A 21,902-nucleotide genomic window follows, 5' to 3' on the forward strand; every position below is an offset into this window, starting at 1 on the left:
TCGAAAGGGATTCTATTTTTATAATGGGCTGCAAAATATCGTTAGCTGATGGCTTTTTTTAGTTTTTTGAAAAAGATTTCTTCACGATTGGCGATGTCTAAAAGTTCATCGGCAATAGCGTTGTAGGCATCTTCTTTGGCGCTTCGGTTTTTATAAATTCGGGAAGCTTCAACAGCAAAATCACGCCATGAATCGCCAATTTGGGTCATTTCTTTCGAAAGCGTTTTTAATTCTTCATTATTCAGAATCACCGATGCTTCCTGCAAAAATGCGGCATAAATAAAACGGAAGCCGCCGCCTCCGGTACCAATTTCTTCCTGCATGCGAACCATTTGAGCCAGATAATGATTGGCTTTTCTGACACCATGTTTCGCCGGCCATTTTCGGATTCGGCGCGATACAAATTTAATACCGCGTACACCCACGATTGGCATTGGTGCCAGCATAGTACGACACGTATCTTTGATTCCTTTGATGATTGCATTTTTGAAATCAACATTGCCCGGAACCTGAATTGGATAATACATCTGGCCTCTTGGCGCAAAAGCTCCTTTAGCAAAACGAACTTTGTCTAGTTCATCGTGCGTTAAGGTAGTAACCGTTTCCATTACCGGATCACTGATCAGATAATCCGTTTCGGTTTTTCCGTAAACAACTAAATTGTGGGCGTTGAAATGAAAGCGGTATTCATCAGGAAAATAACTCAAATGATACACGCCAACTTGTAATCCCGTCGGAATATTATTTTTCAGGTTTTCCTCTAAAGCTTTATTCGCACTAGCAACAGAAGAAAATTTTTGTCTTTTTATTTTTAAGTTTAACCGATTGGCGACTTTATTGAAAATCTGTCCCGGCAAAGTTCTGTAGCTTATTGCCGGAGCATGATTGACTTTTAAAAAGGGCAGATACACGAATAAAAGTCCCGAACCAATTCCGAAAACCATCGGTTCGCTGATGTGCAGTCCGCTGTTTTTTAAGAGGTTTGAAGCTACTCCGTTTTCACAATGAGCAGATTGGTGGTGTGTAAAAGTAACTTGCATTATTTTGAGATACTATTTTTGAGTTCGGCAATTGAAATATCAAAAGCGTCAGCATATTTTTGTAAAGTTTTGTCGTTTAATTTGGCAAAAACAGCCGGTTTAAAATGTCTTTTTACGCGCCATTTCCACATTTCTACATAGCCGGAAAGAATAGAAAGATCCATTTTATTGAGTTCCATAAAATAGCAAATCGGACTAACTTCTCCAGCAATTACTTGTTGTCTGGCTTCTTCGGCACGCTCTTTAATGTCGTCAATCGCGTTTGAAAGCGCTATGGCTTTTGGTTCCCAGCCCGTACTCAAAGCGGTAGTATAATTACCGTTTTCATCTGTGGCATAAACGAGTTCCTTGAGATTTTTTTTGCTTAAATTTCCATCGTGCTGCGGTACATTTTCTTTTTCCATGACGGTTTAAATTTTAATTAGCATTATGTTGTGGCCGAAATTGTCTTTTGAATAAACAAATTAATTTCGCATTCTAAAAGTATTTTATCTTCGAGCAAGCTTTCACACTTCATCGTGCACAACGTATAATCATCGCCGATGAATTTTGAAACTAAAGTTGCTTTTGTGATAATGATTTCACCAACTTTTGGCAGTGAATGAATTTTCAGGTTTTTTATGGCGCTGATAAAACCCAGAACGCTGATATCCTTATTTTCTGTACCGTCTTCTTCAAAAAAATATTTTTTTCCAACGATTGATGAACAAGTCTGTGCCGTATTTTCGATTAATCCGGCTTCAATAAAAGTACCATTGTCAACAAAAATATTATCTTCTTTAATTAAAAATTCAGTTTCGACAAAATTGGCATCGATATCCAAAATCAAATCAACCATCAGCATTGGAGCACGGTGAGGTAAGTAATTTTGAATGTCAATTCCCACTTTCATATATTTTTATTTGGCTAAAACGGTTTTCATTTGTCCGCTTGCAATTTCTTCATTGTTTAAAAAAGTCACGATATCTACTAAAGTTACTCCCGCAAATTCTTGTAAAATGGTAACATTCGACTGAATGCTATCGTTAATTTGAGGCAATTTTTTAATCAGAATATCTTTAATAGAACCAATATATCCGGTTGGAGCAGTTTCGTTTTTCAAAAAAAACTGATAGCCGGTGTGTAAAGCGACAGATTGCGCCATATGTTCAATTAAGCCTGCTTCTAAAAAAATGTTTTCTTCTAAAAAAATATTGCTGTCCTGGATTTTCAATCCCGAAACTAATGCCGTTTCTGAATACGAAAACATACGATCCACCATGACAAAAGGAAACTTTTGCGGGATCAGGTTTTCTACTGCTTCTTTTTCTAAAAGTACTGAGGCTTCCATTAGCAAACGGTTAAATACGCATACGCAAATGAAAATCTTCCGCTTTCCGGAACAGATAATAAAATTTTATCTCCTTTTTTCAAATTCCCTGAATTCATTAATTCTTCAAGAGCAAGGTAAATAGAAGCGGAGCCTACGTTTCCAACCTTAGAAAGATTCATGAACCATTTATTATCACTCATTCCAATACCTTTTTCATTTAATCCTTTTTTCAATCCTTCCACAAAAAAGTTAGAAGAAACATGAGGAATAAAATAAGTAATATCTTCCGATTTAATATTGTTTTTATCCATCGCGTCTTTCATGCTTTCCGCACCTTTTGACAGGATAAATTCGTCTAATAATTTAACGTCTTGTTTTATAGAAAAAACAGACTCGTTTAGCCATTGGTCTGGTGAATAATCGCTCCAGCCTTTAATTTCACCATTTTCCAATTTGTCACCTCCGGCATACATGCAAGTTTCTAATTCGTAAGCATACGAAAAAGCTTCCATCCATTCTATTTTAAGGGAGATTGGGCCTCTTGGTTTATTTTCTAATAAAAAGGCACCAGCACCGTCTGAAAGCATCCATCTTAAGAAATCTTTTTTGAAAGCGATGATCGGCTGTTCTTCCAGATTTTTTAAATTTTCGGCTTCGTGATTGTATTTTTGTGCATTCAGCCAGGTCGAAACTTTTTCTGAACCTGTACAGATTGCATTGTTTGAATTTCCAGATCTTACGGAAAGAAAACCAAATTTAAGAGAATTCATTCCGGCACAGCATACCCCTGTTGAAGAGTTAAGTTCTACAGATTTATTTTTTAATAAGCCATGAACCATTGCAGCGTGAGAAGGAAGGAATATGTCAGGAGTTGAGGTTCCGCATGAAAGTACTTCTAAATCCTGAGGCGTAAAATTTTCGTCGAATAGCGGTAAAATAGCATTACGTGTTAATTCGGCATTGCTGTGAGTGCTTTTCCCAGATTTATCAACAGCATAATATCGGCTTTGAATTTTATTATTACGCAAAATAATACGTCTTGCTTTAGAAGCAGTATCGTTGATAAGGCCTAAATATGTTTCCATTTCATCATTAGAAATGGCGTCATTTGGCAAATATTTTGCAGCTTTTGTAATGTATACTTCAAACATAATCTAAATCTCTTCTAAACTCCCTGATAATATTGAGTTTGTTTTTTTATTGTTTTTAGCTTAAAAGGATAGCTAACGAGGTGCAATATATACACTATTGGTGAGATTAACCATATTGCTAAGAATAAATAAATATAAAATATTTTGAGAAGCTGTTTTCTCTTTTTCGGATTCTTATGAATAAAATTTGACCACTTATTAAAAATTTTATTGGCTGTTTTATCAACGGTCACTAAATAAGGGCTAATCCGTACAGCATCAGCGGCTACTAATTTGGTTTGTACATCATTTAATTTGTTCTGACTGAAATGTGAAAGAATAATATCTCCAAATTTTGTCGATTCCTGAATGTCTTTTTCTGAAACTCCTGGTAACGGAAAAAAGCCTAAATATTTCTTTTTTACTCCTGAAAACATCCATTCTACTATAGTCAAAACGCTAATTAAGTTTCCTACACGGTCAACCAACGCGATATTTCCAACCAATTGAGCGTTGGCTTCTTTTAGCAGGACCTTAATTTTTTCCTGACCCATAATCCACATATTGCGGGAACCACTGATGGTAACTACAGGTGTATTATTCAGGATTTTTTTGCTTTCTTCACTTTTCAAAAAAGAATTGACTGGAATCGATGGCGATAAATACCAAACCTGATAGTGAAACAAAATTAAATCAAATTTTGTATTCAGAATTTCATCTGAAACCGGTTTTAATGCGGTTGGAATCTGTAAAAAGGATTCCGGGAAAGCATCAAAAAAAGATTCTTTATTCCACGGAAAAGGGAAAGGCTTTTCTAATTGGATTTCGTGAAAAGTTACTTTTATTTCATCTGAATTAAAAAAGGGTTTTGCAATATTTTGTGCAATCGATTTTAATTGCCCGGACTGAGAATAAAAAATAACAAGGACATTTTTCATTTTGGTTTTACCTTAGGTTGCAGGCAAAAATAGTAAATTTTATTTAAGCGGATTTATGGTTTCAGATCATTCCAAAAATCAAAATAATTAAACCATTGCAAAGGATATTTTTGCACAATAGTTTCCACACTTTTTACATATTCTTTCAATAATCCTTTTTCGTCCCGATGTTTTACCGTAGCTTCTCTTGCGTATAAATGATAATGAAGGCTTGGTTCTTTCATTACATAAACAAAAACTACAGGAACTTTTAATCGGGAAGCTATTAGAAATGGGCCTGCAGGAAAATTGGCTTCTTTTCCTAAAATAGTTTCAGAAAGTGATTTGGTGCCTTCAAAATAACGATCGCCGGTAAAGCAGATTAGTTCGTTATTTGCAAGAGCCGCATTGATCTCAAAAATATGCGAGAGATCTTCTTTGATAATAATGAATTTTACAGCAGATTTCTGCGTAACGCTTTCGAGATAATTTTTAATTGCCGAATGTTCTAAATCGGTAGTGACCAGATTGATTTGGAAATCAAGATCGATGTCTCCAAAAAAGTGTTCCGCAATTTCGAAATTTCCGATATGCGCGCTGATTAAAACACCGCCTTTTTTTTCGGCTAAAAGCCTTTTCAGGATTTCGATTCCGTCAAATTCATAGGTAAATTTATTCCGCAGACCGGCTGAAATAGAAACTTTGTCAATAATGGTCTGGCCAAAAGTATAATAGCTTTTGAAAACCATTTTTTTTGACCGGAAATACGAATAGCGAAGTCTTTCTTTAAAATAATAAGAAATAGCCTTATTGCTTTTCTTTAAAAATAGAAAGTAATAAGAAGCAACAAAATAAAGTAAAAAATAAGCTGATTTAACACCCGCTTTCCGAATCAAAAAAACGAATATTCTATAGCCTAAAACTGTTCCTTTTGATTTGCCATCCCATTGACTCATTAAGCAGTTTTAGCTTTTAATTTGGATTCGATAAGGTCATAAAAGTTTTGAAAAGTAGCGATTCCGACAAAATCCACTTCAACCAGTTTAACACCAAAGTTCGATTCGATTGAAACGACTAAATCAACGTAATCTAAACTATCCAGCCCAAGTGTATCTTTTAAATTAGCATCTGGTTCAATTTCGTCATTGTCAACTTCAAATTCATCAACCAAAAAACCATTAATTCGTTCTATAATCTCTTCTTTATTCATTTTTCATTTAAACTTTTTAACCACCAATGCAGAATTGGTTCCTCCGAACCCGAAAGAATTGGACAAAAATATATCAAATTTTTTGTTTAACGTACTTTTAACTAAATTTAATTTTGAGGCATCTTCATCCGGAGTTTCCAAATTGATGTTCGGAGCAATAAAATCATGCTGCATCATTAGAATAGAGTAGATTATTTCACTGGCGCCGGCCATCCAGCATTCGTGTCCGGTCATTGATTTTGTTGAACTTACAGGAGGATTTTTCTCACCAAAAACTTCAAAGATAGCTTTGGCTTCGTTTGCATCACCAACAGGAGTTGAGGTTGCATGTGCATTTATGTATTCAATATCTGACGCTTTTAAGTTTGCCTCTTCAAGGGCTCTTTTCATCGCTGTAGCCGGTCCTTCGACATTTGGAGTCGAAATATGCCCTCCATTTGATGAAAATCCGTAGCCGGAAACTTCGGCAATAATGGTGGCTCCTCTTGCGATGGCAGATTCGTAACTTTCTAAAATTAAAGTCGCACCGCCGCCACTCGGAATTAATCCGTCACGACCTGAATCAAATGGTCGTGAGGCTTTTTCAGGATCACTTTCTCTGTTAGAAAAAACGCCTAAGCCGTCAAAACTGCTCATCGCATATTTGTTGATTTCCTGTGCGCCTCCGGTAATTACGATATCCTGAAAGCCGCTTTTGATTAAAAAATAAGCCAGTCCAATAGAATGTGAACCACTCGCACAGGCTGCACTTACAGTTAAATTAATGCCACGAAGTTTAAAAATCGTAGAAAGATTCATGGTAACCGTAGAATTCATTGATTTGAAAATCGCTCCCGAACCAATTAGCGCAGTATCTTTTTTCTCGCGAACAATATCTGTAGCATCGATAATGGCTTTAGAAACACTGTCGTTTCCGTACATAATGCCAACTTCGCGATTTTCAAAAAAAGCATCGTCAATATTGGCATTTTTCAATGCTTCGATAGTAGCCATATAAGCATATTCGGTTTCTTCACCAATGCTCATACGCTGTCTCCGGTTTAGTAAATTTTTCAGATCTGGTTTTGGGACCATTCCCGTCAATGCAGACTGGAAACCAAATTCTTTTCTTTCAGCATCAAACTGAATGCCCGATTTTCCTTTATACAAGGAATCTTTAACTTCTTCAAGTGAAGTCCCGATGCAGGAATAAATTCCCATTCCAGTAATTACAACTCTCCTGTTCATCTTCTTTAAAGTAATTTTTTAAGAATATATTCCACCGTTTATGTTGATAATTTCTCCGGTAATATAACTTGATTTTTTTGAAATCAAAAAGCTTACCAAATCTGCGACTTCTTCTGCTTCGCCAAAACGATTTACAGGAATTAGTTTTAATAATTCTTTTTCATCCAGTTCACTCGTCATATCTGTTCTGATAAAACCCGGTGCAACTGCATTTACAGTAATATTACGTTTGGCTACTTCCTGAGCCAAAGCTTTTGTAGCAGCAACGATGGCACCTTTGGCAGCAGAATAATTGGTTTGCCCGGCTGTTCCTTTTACGCCTGAAACCGAAACCATATTTACGATTCGCCCATATTTATTGCGGAGCATCTTCTGAATGAAAAATTGTGTTACATTAAAAAATCCGTTGAGACTTGTATTGACAACACCGTTCCAGTCTTCGGGAGTCATCCACATAAAAAGACCATCTTTTGTGATTCCTGCGTTATTTACAATCGCTTCAACAATCGCTTCGGGATTGGCTTCCTGCCATTTTGTTAACACAGCTTGTACTTCTTCAAAATTAGAGACATCAAATCCCAGAATTTCTCCGGTTGCTCCCAGTTTTTGTACTTCCTGAAGCGTTTCTTCGGCAGCAGTTTTATTTGAATGATAATTAATCAGAATGTGATAACTAGATTCGACAGCTAATTTTTTACAAATAGCGCTACCAATTCCTCTTGAACCACCTGTTACTAATACACACTTCATATATGTGGAATTTTATTTTTTTTTTGTTATAGAGATAACTTATTATTTCTTTTTTTTGGGAGCTGATTTTCCTGCAGGATTTGTCGATTTGGTTTCCGGTTTAGGTTTTTCAGCAGGGACATTTCTTTCAGCGGATTTAGAAAATAGTTCAGCATTTTCAAACCACTGATTGCTTAATACGGTTCCGTCAGGTTTGAGAAAGCCCCATTTTCCTTCATTTTTTACTCTTGCGAGACCATCAATGAATCCCTTGTCCTGCTGAACAAAAAGGGCAGCTATTCCATTTGCAGTAATGCCGTATTGGGTTGGGATGACTAATTTTCCACTTTCATTAATGAATCCCCAATTGCTTTCTTTTACAGGAGCGAGACCATTTGAAGCGAAAACTTCTGCATCACTATATGTTGGCGGAATTACAACTTCTGCTTTTGGATTAATATAACCCCATTTTGAACCTACCAGTACTGGTGCCAGATTTTTTGAGAAAGCTTTTGCTTTATCATATATTGGCAGAATAACCCAGTTTCCTTTTAGATCAATGAATCCGATTTTTCCGTTTTTTTTGGCAAATGTCAAATCCTGTATTTCAAAATCCCATATTTTTTCAGCGCCTTCAACCGGAATAAACTTACCGCCGCTTACGATTCCGAAAGTTTTGTCTTTTCTGGCCCAGGTTGTGTTTTTAAAATAATTCCCTATTTCGGCATAAGCAGGTTCTACCAATTCTTTTCCGGCAGTATTTATAATTCCCCAGTTTTTGTTCAGTTCAACTCTGGCATAACCGTTTTCAAAAGGTTTGATCTGATCGTATTTTGGTTCTAAAACAACAGCCATTTTAGAATTGATTAACCCAACTTTGTTTCCTTGTTTTATAAAAGCTACACCGTCATTAAAATCATATAATTTTTCAGAAGCAGGTGCTTTTAAGATTTCTCCTTTTGTATTAATATAAACCCAGTCTTTATCTTTTTGAACGATGGCAATTCCGCTGTTAAAATCTTTGGCATTTTTAAAATCTGCCGGAATTACCCAGGTTCCTTTTGCATCAATAAAACCCCATTTTCCATCTTTTTCGACAGCCGCAAGACCTTCAGAAAAACTTTTGGCAGATTTGTACTGAGGCTCAATCTTAAAAGAACCATCTTTAGCTAGATATCCAATTTTTGAATTCTTTTTAACTAATGCCAGTCCCTGACTATTAACAAATTGAACACCTGCCAGTAACAAAAAAATAAATACTTTTTTCATGATTTTAAAATTCAATGTTTAAAAATATAAAAGTTAAACTCGTTGGGGCATAAAATTTTAAATACACTAATTTCTGTATAGAATATTAACTGTTGATCAAATAATCTTTTACTTGCTGAACAAAAGGATACATGACCTGATCTTCTTTAAATGTTGGAATTATTTTTCGAACATCATCATACCATTTTTTAGAAACAGATGAAATTTTATCTTTTTGTTGTAAATAATCAATGGCCTGAACAATAGTAATTAATTCGATTGCCAATACTTCAAACGCGTTTTCGATAACTTTTGAAGTAATTACAGCCGAGTTGGTTCCCATGCTTACAATATCCTGATTATCGTTGTTGTTAGGGATACTATGAACATACATTGGGTTGGATAGCATCTGGCTTTCGGCAGTGGTTGAGGTTGCAACGAACTGAACACCCTGCATTCCAAAATTAAATCCTAAGGTCCCTAAATTTACAAACGGAGGCAGTAATTCGTTAATTTTTGAATTTAATAAATAATTCAATTGACGTTCTGCCAGCATTGTTAATTTGGTAATCACGATTTTCAGTTTATCCATTTCAAGCGAAATATAATCTCCGTGGAAATTTCCTCCGTGATAAACATGCTGGTTTTTTACATCTATAATCGGATTGTCGTTTGCCGAGTTGAATTCGTCTTCTAAAATGGAAGCTACGTTATTAATGGTTTCCAAAACAGGTCCCAAAATCTGAGGCACGCATCGTAAAGAATAGTACTCCTGAACTTTTTCTTTGAAGATTTCTTCGGTGTTTTCACCGGAATATAAATGGTCTTCTCTTTTACGGATTAAGGTACTGTCAGAAAGGTTTTGGCGCATTTTTAAAGCTACTTCCTGCTGTCCTTTATGACGTTTGGTTTGGTTTAATTCTTCAGAGAAATGATCGTCGTAGGCCTGAACCAGTTCGTTTATCGCGCAGGAAGCTTTTAAGGACCAGTCTAATAATTTATTGGCATGATGTACATTTACAACGCCAATTCCGGTCATTACAGAAGTTCCGTTGATTAAAGCCAGACCTTCCCTGATCTCAACCTGAATTGGTTTTAACCCTTCGATTTCAAAAACTTCGGGAGTTGGTCTTCTTTCGCCTTTATAAAAAACTTCGCCTTCGCCAATTAAAACTAAAGCTAAATGCGATAACTGAACTAAATCTCCACTGGCACCAACACCGCCGTGTTCAAATATAAGAGGAGTGATATCTCTGTTGATCAATTCAGCCATTAAATGAATAACAGAAGGATGAACACCGGAATTTCCTAATGATAATGAGTTTAAACGTGCTAAAATGGCTGCTTTTGCACAAACAGGACTTAAAGGTTTTCCTGTTCCTGATGAGTGGCTTCGGATTAAATTATATTGCAGCTGAATCTGGTCAGACTCTTTAATTCGATACTGGGCCATAGGACCAAAGCCCGTATTTACACCGTATATAACTTTGTTTCCTGAAAATTCTTTTAGGAAATTAAAACTTTCACTAATGCGGTTTAGAACTAAATCGCTAATGACAACTTTCTGGTTTCCAAATATAATAGCCTCAAATTCGGCCAAACTTAAATATTCATTAATTGTATTCATTAAACTCGTTTTGATTGCGCTAATTTAATTTTATTTATCAAAATAAATGTAGTTATTTTGATGAGGGCAAATGTAAGTTAATAAATCAGAACATTTCTATTATGATAAAGGAGTTTGTAGACGTTTTAATCATAGGGGCAGGACCATCAGGATGTGTTTCGGCATCCTATCTTCATATGAATGGTGTTAAAATAAAAGTTGTTGAAAAAACAAAGTTTCCAAGACTAGTTGTAGGTGAGAGCCTTATACCAAGGGTTATGGACCATTTTGCGGAAGCTGAACTTTTTGAAAGTTTAGACGCAATGAATTTTGAAAAGAAATTAGGAGCCCGTTTTATAAGAGGAGAAGAAATTTGCGTTTTTGATTTCAGCCAGAAATTTGGTGAAGGCTGGGACTGGACCTGGCAGGTGCCAAGAGCAGATTTTGATAACACAATGGCACAGGAAGTAATCCGAAAAGGAATTGATCTGGAATTTGAAACAGAGGTTCTGGAAGTTTCCTTTGAAGGTAAAAATTCTAAAACCATCGTAAAAGATAAAGATGGAAACCTAAAGGAAATCCATGCGAAATTTATTATTGATTCCAGCGGTTACGGACGTGTGCTCCCAAGGCTTTTAGATCTGGATACGCCTTCGAAACTAGATCCGCATTCGTCTATTTTTACGCACGTAAAAGATATCAACAGAGAAGAAGGCGAGGAGGGAACACAGATTTCATTCGACATTCTCGAAACCGAAGTCTGGCTTTGGGTAATTCCGTTTTCGAATGGAAATACCAGTTTAGGAGTTGTAGGGCCAACCGATTTTATCAATTCACTTTCAGAAAATAAAGATAACGCAGAGGCTTTGCGAAATGCGATTCAGAAATCCGATTATTATATCAAAAGATTTAAAGGGACTGAATTTTTATTCGAACCTGTAAAACTGGAGAATTATTCAAGAGCCGTAAAAAGAATGTACGGAGACGGTTTTGCCTTAACGGGAAATAGCTCCGAATTTTTGGATCCGGTGTTTTCATCGGGAGTTGCTTTTGCAACGGAGTCCGGAATGCTGGCAGCCAAATTATACCTAAAAGAAGCAAAGGGAATTGCTGTTGACTGGGAGGTTGAATTTACGCAATACATGAAGCGCGGTATTGCTGTTTTTACTACTTATGTGCAGGAATGGTACACCGGAAATCTTCAGACGCTGTTTTTTCATCAGCCTGAAAATGCGGATGTGAAAGAAAAAATATGTTCCGTTTTAGCTGGTTATGTCTGGAACGAAGAAAATCCGTTTGTTAAGAAGCATGACCATGTCATTAAAAATATGGCCTATTTACTCAATATGCAAAAAGAACAAAGCCCTGAATAATCAGGGCTTTATTTTTTACTATTATTTGTAGGCTTTCTTTGCAATTAGTTTGGCAAGTGATTTGGCTGTTTTAGCATAACCTTCACCGATTCTTGATTCATTGCTAAAATTGCTTCCCCATTGATCTCCTGGTGCTTCTTCGCTTGTAATTTCGAGTAAAACATTTGATTTATTGGCTGTTTCAACAAATTTTAAATTGGTCGAAACTTTTGCAGGCTGTTTCATAATCGAGACATCCCAGCCTGGATATATCCATGTAGTTTTTACAATCAGAGTGTAAGGTGTTGTTAGTCCTTCCTGAAAGGTCAGGTCTTTTTTTTCTTTTTGCAATACAACATTCATTAATTCCAAAAATTTAGGAGTCCAGATTAATTCTTTGGAAGAATTCCATTTTTTTTGCCAGATGTTACCATTGCCTTTGTGTTTTTCATTTAGCTCGGCAGTTCTTTCTTCGACATACTGTTTTTCAGTTTTATTTTCTTTCATCATAGTGAAGGAACTGTAATCAAATTCTACGTTAACTTCTTTTTGTGTTTTTAAAAAATCAAAGTTTCCATTTACAACCTTCATGTCCTGAGCAAATGTAAATCCTGAAACGAATAACAATGCCAATAGTATTTTTTTCATAAATTAAGGGATTAGTTTAGGTTTCAAATGTAAATATTTTTTTAAATATCAGCCAGTTTTTTGAAGATTTGTATCAATATTTTTTAATAAGATTATTTTTTAATTTCTAATGAAAGGTTAAGGGTTATGTTGTTGTATTTTAATGTTTTATATGGTATAGCATGAAAATTTAACTTTCCTAATCAAAAAGCATGTTACACTATTGCGTAATTTTGCATTATGTATGCTTTAGTTGATTGTAATAATTTTTATGCTTCCTGCGAACGTGTTTTCCAGCCGGGATTCAACGGAAAACCTGTTGCGATATTATCGAACAATGACGGCTGCGTGATTTCGCGAAGCAATGAGGCTAAAGAAGCTGGCGTTCCTATGGGTGCCCCGGCATTCAAGATCCGGGAATTGGTTAAAGAAAAAAATGTCAAGTTGTTTTCGTCAAATTATCCTTTGTATGGGGATTTGAGCAATCGTGTGATGGAAATTTTGAGACAGTTTACCCCGAATGTCGAGATTTACAGTATCGATGAAGCTTTTCTGAATTTTGATGGTTTAAATATTTTGGATTATCAGGATTACGGGCTTCAAATGAAATCGCGTATTCAAAAATGGCTTGGGCTTCCGGTTTGTATTGGCTTTGCCGAAACGAAGGCCTTGTCAAAATTAGCCAATAAAATTGCAAAAAAATTTCAGGAAAGGACCAAAGGTGTTTATGTAATTGATACTGACGAAAAACGGATCAAGGCTTTGAAATGGACTAAGATTGAAGATGTCTGGGGCATAGGTTACCGTACAAAAAAGAAAGCCAAACTTCGAAATATTAACACGGCTCTTGATTTTATTGATCCTGTGCACGAAGCCTGGATTAAGAGAGAAATGGGCGTGATTGGCCTTCGGCTGAAATGTGAACTGGAAGGCAAATCGGTTTTGGATTTAGAACCTTTGCCAGAGCAGAAAAAGAGTATTGCAACTACAAGAAGTTTTCCCAAACAAATATCCGATTTTGATTTACTGCGTGAGCGTATTGTTACTTTTGCCTCTGTGTGTGCAGAAAAATTGCGGAAGCAAAATTCCTGCTGTCATACTATTATTGTTATGCTGGTGATTGATAAACATTCTATAAAATCATCCCAATATTATTTTAATATGGCAATAACACTGCCGTATGCAACTAATTCAACTTTGACTATTTCGAATACCGCCATCGAAATGCTGAAGAAATTGCACAAAGGAAACGAAGGAATCCGCTTTAAAAAAGCTGGCGTTATAGTGACCGAATTGATTGATGAGGATAAAAAGCAGTTTCAGTTGTTTGAAGAAGAAAATCCAAAGCATCTGGCTTTAATGAAAGTAATGGACCAGCTGAACAATAAAATAGGAAACCGTAAAGTAAAACTGGCTTCGCAAAATCTTAAATTGACCTGGGATATGAACCAGAATCATTTATCTCCTAAATATACAACCGATTTTAGTAAACTTCTGGAAGTAAAATGTCTGTAAAAAAAGAACAAAAACTGACCTTTTTTGAGCCCGATTTCGAAAGTGACATCAGGATTCCTTATATCCATGAGGGTGTTTCGGCTGGTTTTCCGTCGCCGGCAGCTGATTTTATGGAAACCAGTATTGACCTGAACAAAGAACTAAGCGAAAATCCGCTGGCTACTTTTTATATCCGGGTCAAAGGCAATTCGATGATCGATGCGGGTATCAACGATAAAGATGTCTTAGTAGTTGACCGAAGTCTGGAACCGCAAAACAATAAAATTGCGATTTGTTTTATCGATGGCGAGTTTACCGTAAAACGCATTCAGGTCGAAAAAGACTGTTTGTATTTGATGCCTGAAAATGCAGATTACAGTCCTATAAAAGTTACTGAAGAAAATCAGCTTATTATTTGGGGAATGGTTACTTATGTGATTAAAAAGGTGTGAAATAAGATGCCAAACGAAATTTAAGATATTCTAGAAACTAAAGCCACTCCGTTATTAAAGTGGCTTTGTTGTTTTAACCGCGTTACAAACGCTACGATTTATCTTTTAATTTAAGTAGGCACTCGCTATAAGCAAGCGCCAGAGTTGTGGACAAACGAGCGCCAGTGGGAATTTTCTCTTTTCATTTTATAAAAGTTTAAAAATGATTAAAACTATGCTGGCACGGATTGCAAATCCGCGCTATCATGTTTAATCTTCGAGCAAAAACTCATTGGGTCTGTTTAATCTTTCGTAAATCAGAAAACATTTGGTTGCCAAACCTATATTTGTCCCTACTACTTTCATTGAGTAACCATAAATTCCTCCATATTCAGATTTTTTATTGTCGTCCCATTCATAAATATTACCATCTGCATCTATATTTATTATTCCTTTGTCTAAGATATCCTGCCATTCAATCATATTGGTGAGTTGGTCTATGGAATCATAAACTACAATTTCTTTTGGATTACTATAATTGTCTATGCAAAATATCATACCTTTTTAAAATTGGTGGTAACGTTCTGTTATTAAGAGCACGGATTGCAAATCCGCGCTATCGGGTCTGCTAAATCTTTATATGCTATTTTAGATTTAATTAAACATGTTGTCAACTTAACAAGTTATTCCCGTTAAAAGTCAGGAGACTTTATACACTTTTATGATTGTAATATTATTTTTAAAATTGATCAAAGTCTGAAAAAGAACTTTGCCTTTACTTTGGATTTGATAAAAACTTTAAATTTTTTAAGAATCCAATATCTGTAAAAGTCTCCGACTTTAAACCAAAATTGCTACAAATTGTACTTTGTAAATGACCTAGGGTAAAAACATCGGCAACAGGATTTTACTGTCTTTGCAATTTATATCCTGAAATTACAGATTAATACTTTTAAATTTTTTATAAATATAATCTTTTTGTTTTTTATTGGTATGTAAGGTTAAAAGTCGGGAGACTTTTAAGAGATTTTGAGATTATAAGAATATAAAAAAATTGCGCAAAGTCAGAGACATTTGCGCAGCACTGTAGTTTTTTTGAGAACACTTCGTAGAGCGGGATTTATCTCCTGAAATAGCCGTCATAGTACCCTGAAAAGTCCCATGCGCAGCAGGTTGTCGACAAACGAGCGCCAGTGGGAGATTAAACTTTTTAATAAAAGCAACCATATCGAAGTGAAAACAATTATTTTAAATAATTAATTTTACTCTGTTGGATTCAATTTCTAAATTATAAAGCTTATAATTTAACTGCTCCAACTTTTTTAATATCTGAGAATCCAAAAATAATGATGTCCATTCTTCTTGTTTTTTTCGATAATAATAAGTGACTTTTAATTCTTTTTCATTTTTATAATCTTTAATCTCCCAAAAACAATCATTCGAAAGTTTTACCTTTAAATTGATCGGTACATTTATTACCTTTCTTTCCCCTGCCTTTAGTAAAACGAAATCTTCTATTTTAATATTATTTTTCTTTTGCATCCATTTTTTATCAAAAGTTCTCCATATCGGATCTAAATCTTTCTCAAAACAATTATTTGATTGCCAACTTAAATTTTCATTATTGAAATTATATACAATCATATGTGCAAAAAAGAAACTCGTCTCATCTGAGGGTAATATAAAATTCCATGTTTGACTGTCAGGAGAGTTTAAAATCGGAAGATAATAATTACAAGATGAGTTATTGCTAATCAATAATTTAGCGCAAGTATTACTTTTCAAAACTTTGTCAAGTATTTTAAATGTTATTCCATTTGCTTTTTTTTCATGGGCAAAGCATAAATTAAACATCAGAAAAAAACTAACGCTACTGGCTTTAAATGTATTTATCATCTTCCAAGTCTTAATATTGATTCATTTAGGTTCATATATAGCTCCCAACTTTGGGCATTAATTTCAGAAATATCTCCCGCTTTTAAGCCTCCATATTTATTAATCATATCTGAATATACTCCATTCACATGCTCTGTTGCATGATTCAATTCATGACCTACCGTCAATCCAAGTTGTCTAATAGAATTTAAAACATTGCTTCTAATTAATATAAGGCGCAGCGATTTGATTGACCATAGACCAGTTTTAGGATCTAGTTTAGGATCTGTTTTCAAAGCTCTTCCTGCAGTGTTCGGTTTTTTTTCGTCTATGATCAATCTTTTCTCAAAATCTGGCGAATCAGCACTTTGATACAGTTCAGGAAAAACATCGGCTGCGAATTGTTTAATTTGTTCATTAGTCCACCCCAAAGGATCATCGGATGAAAGTTCTGCGCCATATCCGCCCTTTATTATGGCTCTTTCAATGAGTGTTCTTTCTTTTATTTCATGTGCGTAATGATTCAGTCCACTTACCACAAGTCCAGTAACAGCCCCTTGCCAGAAATTACCTCCAGTAAGAGCTGCTCCTGCACCACCCGAAACTGTTCCAAAAGCAATCATACCAGCTCCTGAACTTGCAAATTTTCCTGCTCCTCCCCAGACTTGCGTTGGTTTTATCATTTTGCCATTTGCATCTATCCCTTCATGATTAAAACCTTTCCCAAAAGCACTTGATGCAATACTACTCAAAGCCCCACTGGCAAAACCACTCCAGAATTTGCCACCCTGCATCGCTGACATACCACCCTGAAAAGTTCCATGTGCCACAGCACTTACTGCAGCCCTGACATAAAAATTCGTAATCGTACTGGCCGCACTACCTATACCAAACGTCACCGCTGAACTTGCTGCGCCAATAAATGTAGCTTTTGCCAAACCTCCAACACTAAAAGGAACATCTGCCAGTAAAGCTGTTACTGTGTAGGTCAATGCGGCTATTGCTGCACCAATTGCTACTGCTACACCAAAAACGATTTCCTCACCGCTAGGATCCGTGTACATCAGAGGATTATTCAATACATAGGCATACCTATTGTAATTCTGGGTATTTTCAGGCTGCTGTATAAAATTGTCCGGCATTAAAAAAGAACGTAAAACAGGATCGTACAAACGGCCGTTAATGTGGATCAGCCCAACCTCTGCCAGATGCTCGTGGCTGGTGTAACCACGGTCGAGCATCATCAGCGCTGCCCCTGTACCATTTGTTGGCAGGGTGATCGCAACGCCATTTTTCTGCAGTTTTGCCAGATTTTGTCTTTGTGGGCACGAGCCTGAGGCATCGCGCTAGCCTTTGTAATTATTTCTGCTCGCGCCAGCCTGAGGTAGGGTTAGAACTTTAAATTACCTTTTTTCCATTCTTTCACAGTAGTTTCTGCCGTCAAGGAATGGATTTCGTTAGTCTTTACAATGTCTTTTAAAACCTTTAAAGCTTCTCGCTCATTTACAGGTAAAAGAAAATATGCTGACCATAACCTGACACCAACATTAGGATTTGATAAATAATCATAAAAAATATTAATTTCATTTTCATTTTTTATGAAATTTGCTGATTTAATTATTTTATCATAATATTTATTTGCAGTTTTATAATCTCCGTTTTCAGTTGCTTCCGCCTGTTTAGCTGATGATTCTAAAAATACATCTCTTGCTATTTCAATATTTTTCATTTTTTTTTTATTAAGGTTTCCAACCATATTGTTTCATAATTTTAATACCAAAATTATATTGTTGCTTATAGCTTTGTGTGCTTAGCCATTGTCTTACCGTTTTCCCTCCCGTAAATGCTTGTTTAGAAGAATAATATCCGGAAATCTTAGCATGTATAGATCCTGCACCATGTTCTAACTTAACTAAATTACTAGTATTATGAATTTTGGTAGCTCCAAATTTAGCAACATTCGATCCACCTTGCTCCACAATGTGATGCCACGCCATCCCTTCACCAGCTGAACCCTGAGCTGCTTTAAAAGCATTGAAACTTGCATAACCTTTGCTACCAAAACCTAGGCCCGATTTAATACCCGCCCACGTAGGTAATCTTAATTCTGGTAATTTTAATTCAAATGTAGCGAAAAAGACTCGTGCTTCTAATAGAGATTCATTTAACTCATATAATCTCTTAAATTCAAAATTTGTCCAACCATTAGCTTGGTCTATTTCATTTTGACTCTTATTCTTTGGAGGGTCAATACCATCACCATCAATAGTGTGCATCGCATGATTTAGTCCACTAACAACTAATCCCGTAACAGCACCTTGCCAAAAATTCCCGCTCGTAAGTGCAGCTCCGACACCACCGGAAACTGTACCAAAAGCAATCATCCCTAAATTGCCAGTTCCTGCACCAAGACCTGCGTGGTGTATGGTTTTAGCCCCGTAAGCCCAGTTGTTTTCTGCAGAAAAACCTTCAGTTTGTGTGCTACCACCACTCCAAGCACTGCTAGCTATACTACTCAAAGCCCCTGCCGCAAATCCACTCCAGAATTTACCTCCAGAGATAGCCGTCATAGTCCCCTGAAAAGTACCATGCGCTGCTGCCTGAAATGCTGCCTGTGAGTAGAAATTCGTAAATAAATTTGTAGCCGCACTACCAATTCCAAATGTCACTGCGGCACTTGCCGCCCCAATAAATGTAGCTTTTGCCAATCCACCCACACTAAAAGGAACATCGGCCAGTAAAGCTGTAAGGGTGTAGGTTGTTGCTGCAATTACAGCACCAATTATCACCGCAACACCAAATGAGATTGCTTCTTCCCCGCTAGGATCCGTGTACATCAACGGATTATTCAGTACATACGAATACCTGTTGTAATTTTGTGTATTCTCAGGCTGCTGTATAAAATTATCCGGCATTAAAAAAGAACGTAAAACAGGATCGTACAAACGGCCGTTCATGTGTATCAGCCCAACTTCTGCCAGATGTTCGTGGCTGGTATAACCACGGTCGAGCATCATCAGGGCTGCTCCTGTCGTTTGCTGGCAGGGTGATTGCAACACCGTTTTTTTTTGCAGTTTGGCGAGATTTCTTTGTGGGCACGAGCCTGAGGCATCGCGCTAGCCGTTGTAATTATTTCTGCTCGCTCCAGCTTAGGAAAATTCAAAGTATTCAATAAAGCCAAAAACAACTCCGTAATGAAGTGGCTTTGTTTGTTTTCCCGCAAACACTACCTTTTGTCTTTCTATTCTTTGCCGATTCTCTTTGTGGGCACGGAAAGAATTTCCGCGCGATCCTTGTCTACACATCTGCGCGATCGGGGGTGTGAAATAAGATGCCAACCGAAATTTAAGATATTCTAGAAACTAAAGCCACTCCGTTATTAAAGTGGCTTTGTTGTTTTAACCGCATTACAAATGCTACGATTTATCTTTTAATTTAAGTAGGCACTCGCTATAAGCAAGCGCCAGAGTTGTCGATAAACGAGCGCCAGCGGGTATGGTATAATACTATTTTTTTACTCTTATATGATGTTCATGTTCTAATTCAACTACGATTTTTTTTAAACTATCTGCTCTTTGCATGTTTTGAGGAATTCCAATACCATTACGATTTAAAATTTCTAAATAACGAACACTTCCTAATTCTTTATTCTCTACTCCAATTTTTAAAAAATACATCAAATAATTCTTCTGATCTGAATTCAATTTTTTAATATTATTTAAATATGGCATTAAACTAGCATCCGTTCCATCATAGTCATATTTTGTATTCGTGTAAAATTCTAACAAATTACTAAAAGCTGTAGATGCATATTTAAACTTATGGTATTTTTCAACCATTATTAAGGTATATGGAATAATTTCTTCTTTTTTAGAATCATTATAAACATAATAAAGCTCTAACTCTCCATATGAAGCGTCATCTCCTTTATACTTTACATTATATTTTGCATTCTTAATTCGATCTTCATCAAAGTATTTTGATTTTTTAAAATCTTCCCTATTAGAATCTATAGTATTTTCAATTATTTCTTTTCTTTTAATTTGTTTTTCATTTTTGCAAGATATAACTAACATTACAAGAAATGACAACGTTAAAACATTTGTTAATTTCATATGTTTATTTTTTTATTTAATATCAGCACTAACTTTTGTCCAAGAGCCATTTTGGAATTTATTATACCAACCTTTTTGTGATTGATTACTTTTGGTAAAATGTACATTTCCATCTGAACACCAATTTTGTGCTGCTGACCATATAGTTAACCCGCTATATTCATTTGTTAAGTATTGTGATATATTTCTCTCTTTTAAAGATCCTGTTGTACAGGCTTTTAAGACCATCGTCAAACTTTTTGTTTTACCATCTACAAATTTCTAAACATTACACTATCTTCATATAAAATGTCTGTAAGATATCCATTTTTATTGAAATTATTAACATTTGCAAATCCCATAGGACTTCCATGACTATAAATCGTTAATTCATTCATTTTAAGAGGTTCTGATTCAGCTCTGTTATACAAATTAACATCTTTTTTAGAATTTGGATTAAAGTAATTCAAACTTTCACTTATAATATTACCATCTTCATCTTTGGCATATCTTCTGGAATATAATAATTTGTTTTTATTTTCTCCCCCATGGGCTAGGTGATTTAAAGCACTAACAAAAAAGCCACTTATTGCACCTTGCCAAAAATTTCCTTTTGTTAGGATTGCACCACCTCCGCCACTTATTGTACCAAAAGCAATAGTCCCAAATCCATTAGTCATACCTAATGTTCCACTTAATCCGTGATGCATGGTTTCAGTTGTAACATTACCTACAGTCTCTGAACTCATTCCTCCACCCCAAGCACTGCTCGCTATACTACTCAAAGCCCCTGCCGCAAAACCACTCCAGAATTTACCTCCTGAAATAGCCGTCATAGTACCCTGAAAAGTCCCATGCGCAGCAGCCTGAAACGCTGCCTGTGAGTAGAAATTCGTAAATAAATTTGTAGCCGCACTACCAATCCCAAATGTCACTGCGGCACTTGCCGCCCCAATAAATGTAGCTTTTGCCAAACCTCCAACACTAAAAGGAACATCGGCCAGTAAAGCTGTAAGGGTATAGGTTGTTGCTGCAATTACAGCACCAATTATAACCGCTACTCCTATAAGTAATAGCTTCTTCCCCACTAGGATCCGTGTACATCAGAGGATTATTCAATACATAGGCGTACCTGTTATAATTCTGGGTATTCTCGGTCTGCTGTATAAAATTGTCCGGCATTAAAAAAGAACGTAAAACAGGATCGTACAAACGGCCATTCATGTGTATCATTCCAACCTCTGCCAGATGCTCGTGGCTGGTGTAACCACGGTCAAGCATCATCAGCGCTGCCCCTGTACCGTTTGTGGGCAGGGTGATGGCAACGCCATTTTTCTGCAGTTTTGCCAGATTTTGTCTTTGTGGGCACGAGCCTGAGGCATCGCGCTAGCCTTTGTAATTATTTCTGCTCGCGCCAGCCTGAGGGACTTTTGAGAAGTTAAGGATTATAATAACATTAAAAAATTGCGCAAAGTCAGAGACATTTGCCTTTACTTTGGATTTGATAAAAACTTTAAATTTATTCAAAGGAAAGCAGAGGTGAACTTTAGACTTTGCTAGTTAAGAACTAAGCTGCGCATTAGTCCTCTGCCTTCTCCTTGAACCCGTTG

25 protein-coding genes are annotated in these 21,902 nt (G+C 36.1%); 3 read left to right on the top strand and 22 right to left on the bottom strand.

All coding sequences use genetic code 11. The annotated features are described in order from the left end of the window. Positions 1-41: 41 nt before the first annotated feature. The 12 genes from K8B81_RS14930 to K8B81_RS14985 form a co-directional block, all read right to left on the bottom strand. Positions 42-1,040, bottom strand: coding sequence for a BtrH N-terminal domain-containing protein (locus K8B81_RS14930; protein WP_223682365.1), 999 nt, complete (start codon positions 1,038-1,040; stop codon positions 42-44). After that, the gene (locus K8B81_RS14935; protein ID WP_223682366.1) at positions 1,040-1,444 is read right to left on the bottom strand and encodes a hypothetical protein; all 405 of its coding nucleotides are present in this window, start codon (positions 1,442-1,444) and stop codon (positions 1,040-1,042) included. The genes K8B81_RS14930 and K8B81_RS14935 overlap by 1 nt, the downstream gene beginning before the upstream one ends. 23 nt (positions 1,445-1,467) lie before the next feature. Next, positions 1,468-1,932 (bottom strand): ABC transporter permease, encoded by a 465-nt coding sequence (locus K8B81_RS14940; protein WP_025571900.1) that lies wholly within the window; start codon positions 1,930-1,932, stop codon positions 1,468-1,470. Between the two features lie 6 nt (positions 1,933-1,938). Then, positions 1,939-2,370: a hypothetical protein gene (locus tag K8B81_RS14945; protein WP_223682367.1), complete on the bottom strand. Its 432-nt coding sequence runs from the start codon at positions 2,368-2,370 to the stop codon at positions 1,939-1,941. Further along, positions 2,370-3,503: a beta-ketoacyl-ACP synthase III gene (locus K8B81_RS14950; RefSeq protein WP_025571904.1), complete on the bottom strand. Its 1,134-nt coding sequence runs from the start codon at positions 3,501-3,503 to the stop codon at positions 2,370-2,372. The genes K8B81_RS14945 and K8B81_RS14950 overlap by 1 nt, the downstream gene beginning before the upstream one ends. Positions 3,504-3,517: 14 nt before the next feature. Continuing rightward, positions 3,518-4,420, bottom strand: coding sequence for an NADPH-dependent FMN reductase family protein (locus K8B81_RS14955; protein WP_223682368.1), 903 nt, complete (start codon positions 4,418-4,420; stop codon positions 3,518-3,520). 53 nt (positions 4,421-4,473) lie between these two features. Continuing rightward, a complete protein-coding gene (locus tag K8B81_RS14960; protein ID WP_223682369.1) occupies positions 4,474-5,355 on the bottom strand; it encodes an LpxL/LpxP family acyltransferase in 882 nt (293 codons plus the stop codon). Continuing rightward, the gene (locus K8B81_RS14965; protein WP_025571909.1) at positions 5,355-5,609 is read right to left on the bottom strand and encodes an acyl carrier protein; all 255 of its coding nucleotides are present in this window, start codon (positions 5,607-5,609) and stop codon (positions 5,355-5,357) included. The genes K8B81_RS14960 and K8B81_RS14965 overlap by 1 nt, the downstream gene beginning before the upstream one ends. Before the next feature lie 3 nt (positions 5,610-5,612). Further along, a complete protein-coding gene (locus K8B81_RS14970) occupies positions 5,613-6,836 on the bottom strand; it encodes a beta-ketoacyl-[acyl-carrier-protein] synthase family protein (protein WP_223682370.1) in 1,224 nt (407 codons plus the stop codon). 18 nt (positions 6,837-6,854) lie between these two features. Continuing rightward, on the bottom strand, positions 6,855-7,586 hold the full coding sequence (gene fabG / locus K8B81_RS14975) for a 3-oxoacyl-ACP reductase FabG (RefSeq protein ID WP_025571912.1): 732 nt from the start codon (positions 7,584-7,586) through the stop codon (positions 6,855-6,857). 42 nt (positions 7,587-7,628) lie between these two features. After that, entirely contained in the window at positions 7,629-8,834 is a 1,206-nt protein-coding gene (locus K8B81_RS14980; RefSeq protein WP_223682371.1) for a WG repeat-containing protein, read from the bottom strand. Between the two features lie 85 nt (positions 8,835-8,919). After that, positions 8,920-10,440: an HAL/PAL/TAL family ammonia-lyase gene (locus K8B81_RS14985; RefSeq protein ID WP_223682372.1), complete on the bottom strand. Its 1,521-nt coding sequence runs from the start codon at positions 10,438-10,440 to the stop codon at positions 8,920-8,922. Positions 10,441-10,541: 101 nt separating this feature from the next. Here K8B81_RS14985 and K8B81_RS14990 point away from each other — a divergent pair, with 101 nt between their 5' ends. Continuing rightward, complete coding sequence (locus tag K8B81_RS14990; protein ID WP_223682373.1) at positions 10,542-11,792, top strand: NAD(P)/FAD-dependent oxidoreductase; 1,251 nt, start codon at positions 10,542-10,544, stop codon at positions 11,790-11,792. A 21-nt stretch (positions 11,793-11,813) separates the two neighbouring features. On the opposite strand, the gene K8B81_RS14995 is transcribed toward K8B81_RS14990, so the two are convergent. Next, positions 11,814-12,419: a hypothetical protein gene (locus tag K8B81_RS14995; protein WP_223682374.1), complete on the bottom strand. Its 606-nt coding sequence runs from the start codon at positions 12,417-12,419 to the stop codon at positions 11,814-11,816. 219 nt (positions 12,420-12,638) lie between these two features. Here K8B81_RS14995 and K8B81_RS15000 point away from each other — a divergent pair, with 219 nt between their 5' ends. Further along, entirely contained in the window at positions 12,639-13,913 is a 1,275-nt protein-coding gene (locus tag K8B81_RS15000; protein ID WP_223682375.1) for a Y-family DNA polymerase, read from the top strand. Next, the gene (locus K8B81_RS15005; protein WP_223682376.1) at positions 13,904-14,344 is read left to right on the top strand and encodes a LexA family protein; all 441 of its coding nucleotides are present in this window, start codon (positions 13,904-13,906) and stop codon (positions 14,342-14,344) included. The genes K8B81_RS15000 and K8B81_RS15005 overlap by 10 nt, the downstream gene beginning before the upstream one ends. A gap of 249 nt (positions 14,345-14,593) precedes the next feature. On the opposite strand, the gene K8B81_RS15010 is transcribed toward K8B81_RS15005, so the two are convergent. The 9 genes from K8B81_RS15010 to K8B81_RS15050 all read right to left on the bottom strand — a co-directional run bounded on the left by K8B81_RS15010 (position 14,594) and on the right by K8B81_RS15050 (position 21,576). Next, positions 14,594-14,881: a hypothetical protein gene (locus K8B81_RS15010; protein ID WP_223682377.1), complete on the bottom strand. Its 288-nt coding sequence runs from the start codon at positions 14,879-14,881 to the stop codon at positions 14,594-14,596. 690 nt (positions 14,882-15,571) lie between these two features. Beyond that, on the bottom strand, positions 15,572-16,219 hold the full coding sequence (locus K8B81_RS15015; RefSeq protein WP_223682378.1) for a hypothetical protein: 648 nt from the start codon (positions 16,217-16,219) through the stop codon (positions 15,572-15,574). Continuing rightward, positions 16,216-17,442, bottom strand: a complete 1,227-nt coding sequence (locus K8B81_RS15020) for an RHS repeat domain-containing protein (RefSeq protein ID WP_223682379.1) — start codon at positions 17,440-17,442, stop codon at positions 16,216-16,218. Before K8B81_RS15020 ends, K8B81_RS15015 begins: the two co-directional genes overlap by 4 nt. Positions 17,443-17,588: 146 nt before the next feature. Continuing rightward, entirely contained in the window at positions 17,589-17,927 is a 339-nt protein-coding gene (locus tag K8B81_RS15025; RefSeq protein ID WP_025571181.1) for a DUF2019 domain-containing protein, read from the bottom strand. A 10-nt stretch (positions 17,928-17,937) separates the two neighbouring features. Next, positions 17,938-19,254, bottom strand: coding sequence for an RHS repeat-associated core domain-containing protein (locus tag K8B81_RS15030; RefSeq protein ID WP_223682380.1), 1,317 nt, complete (start codon positions 19,252-19,254; stop codon positions 17,938-17,940). A 450-nt stretch (positions 19,255-19,704) separates the two neighbouring features. Then, entirely contained in the window at positions 19,705-20,313 is a 609-nt protein-coding gene (locus K8B81_RS15035; protein WP_223682381.1) for a hypothetical protein, read from the bottom strand. 12 nt (positions 20,314-20,325) lie between these two features. Continuing rightward, on the bottom strand, positions 20,326-20,541 hold the full coding sequence (locus tag K8B81_RS15040) for a hypothetical protein (RefSeq protein WP_223682382.1): 216 nt from the start codon (positions 20,539-20,541) through the stop codon (positions 20,326-20,328). A 23-nt stretch (positions 20,542-20,564) separates the two neighbouring features. Beyond that, complete coding sequence (locus tag K8B81_RS15045; RefSeq protein ID WP_223682383.1) at positions 20,565-21,380, bottom strand: restriction endonuclease subunit S domain-containing protein; 816 nt, start codon at positions 21,378-21,380, stop codon at positions 20,565-20,567. Then, positions 21,277-21,576 (bottom strand): RHS repeat domain-containing protein, encoded by a 300-nt coding sequence (locus tag K8B81_RS15050; RefSeq protein ID WP_317196963.1) that lies wholly within the window; start codon positions 21,574-21,576, stop codon positions 21,277-21,279. The genes K8B81_RS15045 and K8B81_RS15050 overlap by 104 nt, the downstream gene beginning before the upstream one ends. Positions 21,577-21,902: the final 326 nt, after the last annotated feature.

The organism is Flavobacterium hibisci, from assembly GCF_020026925.1.
Lineage (GTDB): Bacteria > Bacteroidota > Bacteroidia > Flavobacteriales > Flavobacteriaceae > Flavobacterium > Flavobacterium hibisci.